The following is a 12,449-nucleotide window of genomic DNA, read 5'->3' on the forward strand; positions in this document are numbered from 1 at the left end:
CCTCTTCTAAAAACACAAAATAACCCCAGTTTTTCGGAAAAAACCAGGGTTATTGTTGTGGAGTTAAGATTTAGATTAATTAACGTGCTGCACCTTGAGCAGAAGCAGCGTCAATAGGCTTCATCAAGTACAGCTTGAGTAACTGCCAACCACTGGAGATGAGGATTGGTAGTTTTTGGAAGAATTGCAGGAATTTAGGAGTTTTAGAGTTAGCGATCGCACTCAGTTTTTCGTTATTCTTGACACAGATGTCCAAACGCTCGTAAAACTCTGGACTATCTACATCGAGAATTACAGGGAAAACTCTACCTGCTGTTTCGTTGGTTTGCTTAATGACATAGATGTCATATTCCCGCGCATCTAAACCAATAGAAGCGTAGAAATCTTGACGCTGAATGTCATTGAGATACATGGTGACAAATACTGACAACAGGAAGAAGCGACTCCACAGTTTAGCTTTCCAGTCGTTGAGCATTTGTGGCTGAGATTTCATGATGGCATCAAAGAAATCACCGTGACGGTTTTCATCCTGACACCAGTTTTCAAAAAACCGGAAAATAGGATAAATCCTGTCTTCTGGATGTGCTTCTAAATGGCGATAAATCGTGATGTAACGCCAGTAACCAATCTTCTCAGACAGATAGGTGGCGTAGAAAATAAATTTTGGTTTAAAGAAGGTGTAATTGCGACTCTTAGTTAAAAACCCTAAGTCCAAAGACAGGTTAAAGTCCGACATTGCCTTGTTCAAAAAGCCAGCATGACGAGCTTCATCCCGTGACATGAGGTTAAAGCATTCTGCTAAAACTGGGCTTTTATCTTTGAGACGGCGACCGAGTTCTTTGTAGAGCAAAAAGCCGGAGAATTCTGCTGTACAAGACCGTTCTAGAAATTCTACGAACAAGCGGCGAGTGTCCCCGTCAATGTGATCCCAGGATTGTTCAAACTCGGCATCCCGTACAAAGTGATGACGGTTATAGTCAGCACGGAATTCTTCGAGAATAGCTCTCAACTCGTCTTCGTTGACAGAGATGTCCATCCGCGCCATCTCATCAAAATCGGTGGTGTAAAACCGAGGTGTTAACAGAGTTTCCTTTGCCGGGACTTTAATCCCTGGCCGCATTTCTTCAAAGCCTGGCTTCTTTAGGGAATCTACCATGTCCTAATTGCAATGAGTGTTTTTATTATCTTGACTACAACCTGGAGAGCTAAAGCTGATGCTCTCACAAGGCACAACAGCCGACAATAATGAATTTGTATAAATCTCAGTCTACCAAGATGTAGAGGTAAACTGGTAGGCAAAACATTAAGAGTTGCAACAATAGTTCAAGATTTACCGAATTTAGTAACCAATATGGGGCATTGGGATATTGGAGATGAGAGAACAACTGTTGACTCATGGCTAATGTACGGACGGGTTTAGGCAAAATATCTGTTTTCAAACGTAAACATCCTTCAAAACCCGCCCGTACTGACTAACGACTATTGGTTAAAATTTTGAGATAAAGCTATAAAAGCGATATGGCAAGCTAATGAGTGATCATTTTAACAAGCTGCAATTGGGCTGGGAGCGATTACAAAAAGCTGATAGTGATTCAGAATTATTGGGTTACGCCCTAGTTAGTTTTCATGGCGCGCTAGAAGATTATTTTCGTGACTGGTTGGCAAATAACAATTCTCTTGATTTGGCACAACGGGACAGGGTAAAGAACCCCCAACAAGTGCAATGGAAAGAGTTGATTGACTTAATGCAACAGTACGGTGGCTTGAGTGCAGATGATTCTCACCGCATTCTCCAAGCTAACAAACTACGTCAAGATGTGGCGCACGGTAGTCGTTTTCAAGGTTCGCGCGCTGATGTAGAAGGCTACGGACAATTTGTACAACAAATGCTTAATCGCCCAGGTGTTGCAACACCTCCTGTATCTCATGGTTACGCACCATCAAATACACGTCAGGGGGATTCGGAAATATCGAAAGTAATTAATACATTAACCACTGAGATTAATAATATAGATCGTCAGATTAACCCTACCGGTAATAATCGGTTGCCGATTTCTTATATCTTGTGTGGTTTGGGGTTTATCTTCCCCGTAGGAGGTTTACACCGTATCTATAACGGTAAGTTTGGTACTGGCTTGCTGTGGTTGTGTACGTTTGGATTATTTTACGTCGGACAATTTGTAGATTTGCTCCTCATACCTGGAATGGTAGAGGAATACAAACGTAACCTGCGTAGTCAGTCTGGTGTTTCTGCCTTTGGTGTACCACTGAACCCACCAGTAGTTGCAACCCAAGTTCATGTTCCAAAGGGTAACGATTTGATGATTAGACTAATTGAGGTGGCAGAAAGTAGGGGTGGTAGCTTAACTGTAACGCAAGGTGTCAAAGCTACGGGTGCTAGCTTTGCGGAAGTGGAAACCGCTTTGAAAGAAATGTTTAAATCTGGTTACGTGAAGATAGATAACGACCCAGTTTCTGGAGCCGTTACCTACTATTTCCACGAACTTGATCAATAGTCAACGGTGGTCTATTTTAGACCAGAGAAAAAGTCAGCACTAATAGCCGAATTTAATTTCTACCTAGCCACTTTTGACCGTTTAAGCGATAAACTAACCGAGACACTAGCATATCTAGTGTGACTTTGCGCTCATCGATTAAAAATGACTCTAGGGTGCTGGGCTTTTTACCTTCGTTGCAGGAAAAGCCTTTTTTCCCTTGGATATCTTCGTCAGGGAAATATACATTAAACTGACGCTGGCCGTTTTGCCAACTACCAACTATTTGCCAGCATTCTTCAGCTGATTGCATACCAGCAACGGGGAGCTTTTGCTTTTTAAAAGCTAATTGTAAGTCTTTTACCCCTTCAGATGCGATCGCTTTTTGCAATGCTGGTAAGTATTCTTGCTCCATGAACTCGACAAAGGGTTTGTCTTCTACTGCTGGAGCTTTTTCTTTCTTGGCTGCGGCGGGTTTAGCGGCGGGTTTTTCCGTTGCTTCTCCCGCCTGATTTTGATTGGTTTCGTCTGCCATTGCTTAGATCAATCCTTTATCTAGCTTTTCGAGCGTCGCTCACCTTTGTTTAGTAAGTTATTCTCATTTTGACATAGGAGAGATCAGGTAAGAAGGAAAAATCTAAAAAGTGAGAGGTAAAAGCAACTGCTGAATTTATAGATAATTATCAATCCTTAAGCATCAAAAGTCTGATGTTGTGTCTATATCCTCCTACTATATTTTTAACATTTATCTATTATAAAAACATTAAATTAATCTATTAAAGTATTTTTATATCTTTGATATTCCTAAACATTGCTGGAGATTTAATTGCTTAAAAATCACTGATACTTGTTCTTGTATCATGCTTTTATTATCTGAGACAGAAATACTATTTAAAATGGATAAACTCCGGTCATAAAAAATCTTAGCCTGATCACAATCTTTAGAATATACATTAGCGATCGCTAGGCTTAATAAAGCCATGTATTCACTCATCTGGTCTTGGTTTTTTTGTGCTAATGGTAATGCCTGCTGCCCGTACTCGATAGCTAAATTAGGCTCTAATTTGGTAAAAGCGGCAAACGACATATAAGCTAAGGCTTGGGTTTCTGCACCTGATATTTTATGCTGACGAGCGACTTTTAAAAGTTGTTGAGCATAATTCATCGCTTGTTCATTCTTAATACCCAGCATAATATTATACATAGAAAGATGCCTTAAGGCTGTAATTTCGCCAGTCACATCTTGATTTTTACGCGCATTAGCTAACTGATTTTGAAAAAAGGCAATTCCATCATTTAAGTTATTAGGAAGTATAATAAACCCTACATTCTTCAGGAATAATTCTTCTAGATGATGCTGCTGTTGATGGCGATTTTTGTCTAAATTAATCTGGGTTGCTAGCGGCCAAACTCTTCTCACTGCTTGACCAATAATATTTTTTCTGGGAACCAAACCCCAACAGCGACTATCGTAACTATTTTGACGATTATCACCTAATACTAAATATGAGTTAGGTGGTAGAGTTTGAGGTTTAGACAAAAAAGGTGGTTGTTCACCTGATGCACAAACATCAATATTCGTTACTTGTTTAGAATCAATATAACTTTCTGGAAGCAACTTATTGTTAATATATACTTTACCTTTTCTCAGTTCTACTTTTTCTCCAGGTATAGCAATAACACGCTTGATAAATGGTTCTGTATAAGCTTCTTTTGTTAAGTTATCAGTAGGTTTAAAGATAATAATATCGCCTCGTTTGGGCAATTTATGATTATAGACGGTCTTATCAATTAAGATAAAATCTGCTTGCCATTGCTGTGGACTACCTTGCAAAGTGTTTGCCATTGAAGCTGCTGGAATCCATCTGATTTCAAACATTTCTCTTAATTTTTTAATGTTACTGCCATCAACAGATGCAATATTCTCTGTCGCTAGAGCTTCTGGATGAATTTGCTGCAATAATTTTTTTGATTGAACTGACAAGATTTCAGCTTTAGTCAGAGAAATGGCGGTAAGAATGCTCAGACAAATCAGCAGCGTCTTATTAATCCGCATAGGTTATGTTTAGATAAATTTTATGGATTATCGGCTGTTTTATAGTGTGACTTTCAGTGTCATTACATTTCTTAATATAATTATGTTAATTATTTCCTTATTCAGCACAGTTGATAATTAAATGGGTCAAGGCATCAATCAAGCGATCGCTCTCCATTGGCATAATATCTTTACCGTGCATAATCTCTTGCGTCATCACAAAATGCACCAATGAGCCAATCAAAATTCTGGCGGTGGCTTCTGGGTCTGGAATATTGAGTTCAGAACGGGAAGCAAGATATTTACTAATAGCGTCTATAGCTGGTTTGGCAATACTACCAATAAACACCTGTGCTAACTCTGGAAACCGCGCCGACTCTCCCATCAACAAACGCTCAAATGATTGGTACTCAAGGTCATTGACCATTTGATTTAAAGCAGTTTTAGCGAGTCGTCGCAGCACTATATAAGGTTCTCCCTGTAAAGGCTGTGTACCCAAAATAGAATGAAACCGTTTGATAGCCAATTTCTCAATTAAGGCTCTAAACAGTCCCTCTTTATCCTGAAAGTGACTGTAAACCGTGGCTTTAGAAACTCCCGCCGCCTCTGCAACTTTATCCATACTCGTAGCCGCATAGCCATGCGCTAAAAATTCCTGCATCGCTCCTTGCAGAATTTTTTCAATCTTTTCGGTAGAATTTGAGCGTTCTGTATCCCCAGTTTTTGGGCGTGCCATATCTGATTCAATCCTTTGGAGTGGCGTAGCGACTTTATAAAAAAGGCATCGCTTGACTAAACTAGTCAGTTTAGTATAATCATATTATAAGACTAAACCGTTTAGTTTTGTATATCTCAGTTCAGATATTAAACCAGCATTAAGCATATAAGAGTATCTGTATTAGTTATCAGGACGGGTGAGGGGTTGGGGATTGGGGACTGGGGACTGGGGATTGGGGATGGGGACTGGGTGGACAAGGTAGACAAGGTAGAATTGATTTCCTCACTTAGCACCAGTTAAACATTGCGCTACCGCTAACACCACTCATTACTCATTACTCATTACTCATTACTCATTACTGATTACTCATTACTCAGCACTCAGCACTCACCACTCACCACTCAGCACTTTCAATTCAGCACTCAAATTGCTACAAAGGTATGCGATTGTGCATAATTCAAAGCTAGACCGTTCATTTTCTCCTCAACCAATTTTACGTCGAGCCATTTTTTTAGCTATCTTTGTATCTTTTACATCCATAGGAATCAGTGTTTTTACAGCATTTAGAATCAGGGAAGCATCTATTCAGAAGGTACAAGCACCAACAACATTATTCACAGAGCTAAAAACAATAACCGCTTTAGGACGAATTGAACCCAAGGGGAATGTTATTCAACTTTCGGCGACTACATCCAGTGAAGGCAGTCGGGTAGAGCAATTATTGGTAAAAGAGGGAGACAGGATAAAAGCTGGACAAGTAGTTGCAATTTTAGACAGCCGGGACAAGTTAGAAGCTGCCTTAAAAGCAGCACAAGAAAAGGTGAAAGTTGTACAAGCTAATCTAGACCGCACTAAAGCCGGAGCGAAAAAAGGAGAAGTTACAGCCCAACAAGCTATCATAGCTCGTCTGCAAGTAGAAGCTAAAGGTGACATAGCTGCACAGACGGCTACGGTAGCAAGATTACAAGCAGACGTGCATAACGCTCAAATAGAAAATCAACGTTATCAAACACTGTATCAACAAGGAGCAATTTCAGCTTCTCAAAGTGATAGCCAACATTTGCGCCTAGAAACTGCCCAAAAGAACCTGCAAGAAGCTCAAGCACAGCTACAACGCCTGCAAATGAGTAGCCAGCAAAAAATACAAGAAGCTCAAGCTAACTTAGCGCAAATCACCGAAGTTCGGGGTGTAGACGTAGTAGCAGCAGTAGCCGAAGTTAATAGTGCCTTAGCAGCGATGAATCAAGCCCAGGTTAATCTTAACCAAGCTTACGTGCGATCGCCCCAAGATGGACAAGTCTTAGCAATTCACACCCAGCCTGGGGAAATAGTTTCCAGTAGTGGGATTGCTGAAATTGGACAGACCAGTCAAATGTACGTCATCGCTGAAGTTTACGAAAGCGACATCAGCAAAGTCAAAGTTGGTCAGTCAGTGCGAATCATCGGTGATTATCTACCCACAGAAATGCAAGGTACTGTTGAGCGCAAAGGCTTACAAATCAAGCGGCAAAACGTCGTCAACACAGACCCCACAAGCAACATTGACAACCGAGTTGTAGAAGTCCAAATCCGCCTCAATACCACCTCTAGTCAACAAGCTGCTGATTTAACCAATATGCAAGTTAAAGCAGTAATCGAGTTGTAAGAAGGCAAAAGGTAAAAGGTAAAAGGTGAAATGTCTTTCCTCTATCCCTACACTCACTCCCAATACCCAGTCCCCAATACCCAGTCCCCAGTCCCCAGTCCCCAGTCCCCAATACCCAATCCCAAAATTTATGTTTCAACAACTACGACGGCGGACACCTTTAGGTTGGCTGCAATTAAGTCATGAGAAAAGTCGGCTGTTAGTAGCATTATCTGGCATTGCTTTTGCGGACTTACTGATGTTTATGCAGCTGGGATTTCAAGCCGCTTTGTATGACAGTAACACTCAGCTACATCGCAACTTACAAGCAGATATTATTGTTATCGGTTCACAAACTCGCAACCTGCAACGCATTTCTACCTTTTCTCGACGGCGATTATATCAAGCCCTAGATGTTCCAGGGGTAAAGTCAGCAGAGGCTATGTATGTGAGTAACATGGTGTGGAAAAATCCCCAAACCCGCCGTGATACAGAGATTTTAGTGATTGGAATTAATCCAGATAAACCTGGTGTTGATTTTCCTGAAGTTAACCAAAAGCGTTCAGAAATCAAATTACCAGATACAGTTTTATTCGACCGTGCAGCCAGGGGAGATTATCAAGCAACCATCGCCCAATTAGAACAGGGTCAAACTGTTAAGACAGAATTAGAACGGCGGACAGTTACTATTAGTGGTTTATTTAAATTAGGTGCTTCTTTTGGGGCTGATGGCACGTTAATTACTAGTGATGATAATTTTCTGCGGTTTTTTCCTCGACAACAAGTTTCCAGCGTCAGTTTAGGTTTAATTAAATTACAATCAGGGTCAAATATTCAAGAAGTGCAAGCTGCATTAAAATCACGACTATCACAAGATGTTAAAGTATTAACCCATCAACAATTTATTGAATTTGAAAATAATTTTTGGCGTACTAATTCCCCCATCGGATTCATTTTTAGCATTGGGGTATCAATGGGTTTTGTAGTAGGAGTGATTATTGTTTATCAGGTTTTATCAACAGATGTGAATGCTCACCTGAAAGAATATGCCACCTTTAAAGCCATAGGATATCGTCACTACTATTTGCTAGGTGTGATTTTTGAAGAAGCTGTAATTTTAGCCCTATTAGGATTTTTCCCAGGTTTAGTAGTATCTTTAGGACTTTATCAATTAACCCGCAGTGCCACAAATTTACCCATTTACATGACCATCATGCGCGCATTGCAAGTATTGATACTAACCATTATTATGTGTGCCATTTCGGGTGCGATCGCCACACGCAAACTACAAGCCGCCGACCCCGCAGATATGTTTTAGACAATTAGTCAATAGTCAATAGTCAACAGTCAATAGTTATTAACACTTCTTCTTCCTTATCTACCTTGTCCACCTTCCAATGCCCAATGCCCCATGCCCCATTCCCAATTCCCAATTCCCTAATCATGTTTACTGCCATTTCTATTCGTAATCTCGACCATTGCTTTGGTAATGGTTCACTGCGTAAGCAAGTTTTATGTAATATCAACTTGGAAATTAATCAAGGTGAAATTGTGATTTTAACCGGGCCATCTGGTTCTGGTAAAACTACATTATTAACCTTAGTGGGTGGATTGCGTTCTGCACAGTGTGGAAGTTTACAAGTATTAGGACAAGAACTCTGTAGTGCAGATGCAGAAAAATTAGTCCAGGCGCGACGCAATAACGGCTATATATTTCAATCTCATAACCTCCACGGTAGTTTAACAGCACTGCAAAACGTCAAAATGGGTTTAGAGTTACACCAGCATATTGAACTTGAGGAGATAGAAACTCGTGCGGTGCAGATTTTAGAACAAGTGGGGTTAGGAAATCACCTCCATTATTATCCTAGCCAACTGTCTGGAGGTCAAAAACAGAGAGTAGCGATCGCTCGCGCTTTAGTTAGCCATCCCCAAATTGTTTTAGCTGATGAACCTACAGCCGCCTTAGATAGCCAGTCTGGCCGAGACGTAGTCAACCTGATGCAAAAACTTGCTCAAGAACAAGGTTGTACTATCTTGATGGTGACTCATGACAATCGCATCCTCGACATAGCCGATCGCATTGTACACATGGAAGATGGCAAATTAGTCATTAGTCGGAAGTCATTAGTCATTAGTCATTAGTCAACAGTCAACAGTCAACAGTCAACACTTTTACAGGGCGGTGATTAGCTCAAGAATCCTCGACCTCTAAGTGCGAGGAGTTTCAACCTTCCTCATTCTTCACATACTTGTCGTATGGTCGTAATATTGCTGCCATAACTCTCTGACATAGTAATAATGTATTTGGTTACAAAATGCTTTTTTTGGGTTACAAGGTAGGTCTTCCTGCCTTTTTTATTGCCAAATTTCCGAGATGACATTCTCTAAACGAGAGATATAGACTATTGAACTCCACAATCCCCCGCATTTAGCACAAGCTGATTCGGGGGATTCTGTCAATAAGACTCTAGAGCAATCAAGAAAAATAATACATATAATTATCTCTCTATTCCCCATTCCCTATTCCCTGCCAAGGCGATTAATTTTCAAGCAAGATAGAACAGAATCGCTACGGATGTACGGTTATTTTCAAAAAACAGGTAGGGTTACTGTATCTATAGATATTGTTTATTAATTTAAAATCATAATTATTTATGCTTGGGACTATACCTAGCAAAGACAAAATCTCTCATCTTAGAAAAAAACTTAAAGATAATTTTTACAGGAGGCTGGTAGATGGCTGCAACCGACTTCAAGGACTATTACGCGATTTTGGGAGTTAGTAAAACTGCCAGTCCTGAAGAAATTAAACAGGCGTTTCGCAAGCTAGCCCGCAAGTATCACCCTGATGTCAATCCTGGTAACAAGCAGGCTGAAGCAAGCTTCAAAGAAGTGAATGAAGCTTATGAAGTGTTATCAGACCCAGATAAACGCAAAAAATATGACCAATTTGGTCAATATTGGCGACAGGTAGGGGATAGTGGTTTCCCTGGTGGTGCTGGTGTTGATATGAATGGCTTTGACTTTAGTCAATACGGCACTTTTGATGAGTTTATCAACGAATTATTAGGACGTTTTGGCGGTGGTGCGCCTCGTGGTGGAGGCAGTCAAAATTATTCCTATCGCACCCCTGGTGGCCGACCTGGGGGTGGCTATGGCGGTTTTGGGGATTTTGGGTTTCAAGATGTCGGCACAGGTGGCGCGCAAGATGCAGAAGCGACGATTACTTTAACTTTTGCGGAAGCATTTGCAGGTACTCAAAAGCGTTTTAGCATCGGTAATGAAAACTTAGAAGTTCGTATCCCCCCTGGTGCAAAACCTGGTAATCGCTTAAGAGTCAAGGGTAAAGGTCAATTTAACCCCATGACTCAACAACGGGGTGATTTGTATTTAAAAGTAGAACTACAACCACACTCATTTTTCCAAATTGAAGGGGATAACTTAGTTTGTGAAGTCCCCATTACACCCGATGAAGCTGCTTTGGGTGCGTCAATTGATGTTCCTACTCCCGACGGTAGCGTAAATGTAAAGTTACCGGCTGGTGTCCGTTCTGGTCAATCCTTGCGTTTGCGGGGTAAAGGTTGGCCTGTAGCCAAAGGTGGTAGAGGCGACCAGTTAGTGAAAGTGGCGATCGCACCACCGAAAGATATGAGCCAACAAGAACGAGAATATTATGAGAAAATCCGGGCTATCCGTACTTACAATCCTCGGAGTCATTTACAGCAAGTCAAACTGTAAAATTTAGCTGGATATCATGAATAGGCGATCGCATCTGATGGAGATTAAAGTCTGGGTGCGATCGCCTTGTGATTTTGATAATAATTGCTAAATAAACTTCTGTGCTACAAATAATAAACTCTTTGTAATGCCTACTAGTCATGGATTCTAATTAAATGTCTTAACTGTCCACACAATTATTTAAGTAAAATCTTAACTGTCCTAAATGTTATTGCATTTCTCTAGTAAAGATGGGAATATGCTAAGGCAAAATTCTAAATTTATGTAAAAAAATACCATTATTTCCCAACATCAAATAAAACATAATAAATCAAATAATTTTGTAAATAGCAGTAATGTTTTACTCACACAGAGTAAATATGATTGGCTCAGGATGAGTTAAATCTCACCAAGTTAACAAATACAAGAAAATGAATTCTTTAAATAACCCGTCTTATCGTATTGTTGCCATTCATGGAGAAGGTATTGGAGCAGAGGTTGTAGAAGCCTCCCTCAAGGTTTTGCAATACGTTGCTAAATTGGAAAAATTTAACTTACAAGTAGACTACGGCTGGCTTGGTAAAACAGCCTTAGACAAATTTGGGAGTTACTTTCCTAAAATTACAGCTGACCTATGTGATGGCTCTGACGGGATTGTATTTGGTGCAGTTACTCAAGGCGGACTGCTAGAACTGCGAAAACATTACGACTTATTTTGTAATCTGCGTCCAATTCGGATTTTTGATAGTTTGCTGCACAAATCTAGCCTCCGTCCAGAAAAAGTCCGCAATCTAGATATACTCGTGATTCGAGAATTAGTCAGTGGCATTTATTTTGGCCCTGCGGGGAGGTCTGTAGATGAGCAGGGAGGCTATGGATATCACACCATGCTCTACTACGATGACGAAATTCGCCGGATTGCACGACAAGCCCTGCAAAAAGCCCAAAAACGTCGCGGACTATTAACTGTAGCCCACAAAGAAAACGCTTTACCTCATTTGCCCTGGACTCGTCTAGTACAAGAAGAAGCTCTTAACTTTCCTGGTGTGACTGTAGAACCGATGTTGGTAGACAACTTAGCCATGCAAATGGTTTTAAATCCCCAAAGATTTGATGTGATTTTAGCTAGTAATTTGTTTGGGGATATTCTCAGTGATATTGGCGGAGCGTTAATTGGGTCTGTGGGTTTATTAGGTTCAGCGAGTCTCAATGCCAATGGCTTTGGACTATACGAAGCCATCCACGGTACAGCTCCAGACATTGCAGGAAGAGGAATTGCTAATCCCTTGGGAACATTGGGAGCTTGTGTTTTAATGCTTCAACAATGGGGAGAAGCTGGTGCTGTGCAACGTATCCTCGCAGCCCAAAATAGAGTTTTAGCTAAAGGATATCGAACAGCTGATTTGTCTCCTCAAGGCTCAGAAATATTAGTTAATACTGAAGAACTAATTGACCTTTTATTAGAAGAACTTTCTCACGCACAAGATTCTGAATTCGGGGTGCTTTATGAGTCATACAGATAAAATCTTATATCTAGGAGATGATATCAATACTGATGATATTATTCCTGCCAATCGAGCTACTACATATGATCCTGAAAATCTCAAAAACTATGCTTTAGAACATTTGATTGGCATAGGAGAATTACAAAAATATAACGTGATTGTCGCTGGGAAAAATTTCGGCTGTGGTTCTAGTCGAGAAATTGCCCCCATAGCTTTGAAAGCCGCCGGCATTGAAAAGATTCAGGCGCAATCTTTTGCAGAAATTTTTTATCGCAATAGCATTAATATTGGACTGTCTTTAGAGATTCTCGGAGAAAAACAGGAAAATCCGGTAGTTGATGCGATCGCTCAA

The 12,449-nt window shown here is 40.5% G+C and carries 10 protein-coding genes and 2 pseudogenes; 7 read left to right on the plus strand and 5 right to left on the minus strand.

Annotation, left to right across the window (positions count from 1 at the left end):
* Positions 1-79: 79 nt before the first annotated feature.
* The gene (acsF, locus tag ACQFX9_RS05875; protein WP_427161125.1) at positions 80-1,156 is read right to left on the minus strand and encodes a magnesium-protoporphyrin IX monomethyl ester (oxidative) cyclase; all 1,077 of its coding nucleotides are present in this window, start codon (positions 1,154-1,156) and stop codon (positions 80-82) included.
* 844 nt (positions 1,157-2,000) lie between these two features.
* Between acsF and ACQFX9_RS05880 the strand changes: the two genes are divergently transcribed.
* Positions 2,001-2,516 carry a TM2 domain-containing protein gene (locus tag ACQFX9_RS05880; RefSeq protein WP_427162805.1) on the plus strand — a complete coding sequence of 172 codons (516 nt, stop codon included), beginning with the start codon at positions 2,001-2,003 and terminating at the stop codon, positions 2,514-2,516.
* 52 nt (positions 2,517-2,568) lie between these two features.
* On the opposite strand, the gene ACQFX9_RS05885 is transcribed toward ACQFX9_RS05880, so the two are convergent.
* The 3 genes and pseudogenes from ACQFX9_RS05885 to ACQFX9_RS05895 all read right to left on the minus strand — a co-directional run bounded on the left by ACQFX9_RS05885 (position 2,569) and on the right by ACQFX9_RS05895 (position 5,266).
* Positions 2,569-3,030: a DUF2996 domain-containing protein gene (locus ACQFX9_RS05885; protein WP_427161126.1), complete on the minus strand. Its 462-nt coding sequence runs from the start codon at positions 3,028-3,030 to the stop codon at positions 2,569-2,571.
* 837 nt (positions 3,031-3,867) lie between these two features.
* Positions 3,868-4,368: pseudogene (gene lepB, locus ACQFX9_RS05890) on the minus strand (signal peptidase I); the annotation flags it as partial.
* A gap of 280 nt (positions 4,369-4,648) precedes the next feature.
* The gene (locus ACQFX9_RS05895) at positions 4,649-5,266 is read right to left on the minus strand and encodes a TetR/AcrR family transcriptional regulator (RefSeq protein ID WP_427161127.1); all 618 of its coding nucleotides are present in this window, start codon (positions 5,264-5,266) and stop codon (positions 4,649-4,651) included.
* A 430-nt stretch (positions 5,267-5,696) separates the two neighbouring features.
* Between ACQFX9_RS05895 and ACQFX9_RS05900 the strand changes: the two genes are divergently transcribed.
* The 4 genes from ACQFX9_RS05900 (at position 5,697) to ACQFX9_RS05915 (ending at position 10,613) form a co-directional block, all read left to right on the plus strand.
* Positions 5,697-6,893 (plus strand): ABC exporter membrane fusion protein, encoded by a 1,197-nt coding sequence (locus ACQFX9_RS05900; RefSeq protein WP_427161128.1) that lies wholly within the window; start codon positions 5,697-5,699, stop codon positions 6,891-6,893.
* 130 nt (positions 6,894-7,023) lie between these two features.
* Entirely contained in the window at positions 7,024-8,190 is a 1,167-nt protein-coding gene (devC, locus tag ACQFX9_RS05905; protein WP_427161129.1) for an ABC transporter permease DevC, read from the plus strand.
* A gap of 125 nt (positions 8,191-8,315) precedes the next feature.
* A complete protein-coding gene (locus ACQFX9_RS05910; RefSeq protein WP_427161130.1) occupies positions 8,316-9,017 on the plus strand; it encodes a DevA family ABC transporter ATP-binding protein in 702 nt (233 codons plus the stop codon).
* A 594-nt stretch (positions 9,018-9,611) separates the two neighbouring features.
* Positions 9,612-10,613 (plus strand): DnaJ C-terminal domain-containing protein, encoded by a 1,002-nt coding sequence (locus ACQFX9_RS05915; protein WP_427161131.1) that lies wholly within the window; start codon positions 9,612-9,614, stop codon positions 10,611-10,613.
* Here ACQFX9_RS05915 and ACQFX9_RS05920 read toward each other — a convergent pair.
* Positions 10,603-10,755: a hypothetical protein gene (locus tag ACQFX9_RS05920; RefSeq protein WP_427161132.1), complete on the minus strand. Its 153-nt coding sequence runs from the start codon at positions 10,753-10,755 to the stop codon at positions 10,603-10,605. The genes ACQFX9_RS05915 and ACQFX9_RS05920 overlap by 11 nt on opposite strands.
* A gap of 268 nt (positions 10,756-11,023) precedes the next feature.
* Between ACQFX9_RS05920 and ACQFX9_RS05925 the strand changes: the two genes are divergently transcribed.
* Both ACQFX9_RS05925 and ACQFX9_RS05930 read left to right on the plus strand, forming a co-directional pair.
* Positions 11,024-12,115 (plus strand): isocitrate/isopropylmalate dehydrogenase family protein, encoded by a 1,092-nt coding sequence (locus ACQFX9_RS05925; RefSeq protein WP_427161133.1) that lies wholly within the window; start codon positions 11,024-11,026, stop codon positions 12,113-12,115.
* Between the two features lie 133 nt (positions 12,116-12,248).
* Positions 12,249-12,398, plus strand: a pseudogene (locus tag ACQFX9_RS05930) (3-isopropylmalate dehydratase); the annotation flags it as partial.
* Positions 12,399-12,449 lie beyond the last annotated feature (51 nt).

Source organism: Aliinostoc sp. HNIBRCY26, assembly GCF_050235535.1.
Lineage (GTDB): Bacteria > Cyanobacteriota > Cyanobacteriia > Cyanobacteriales > Nostocaceae > Trichormus.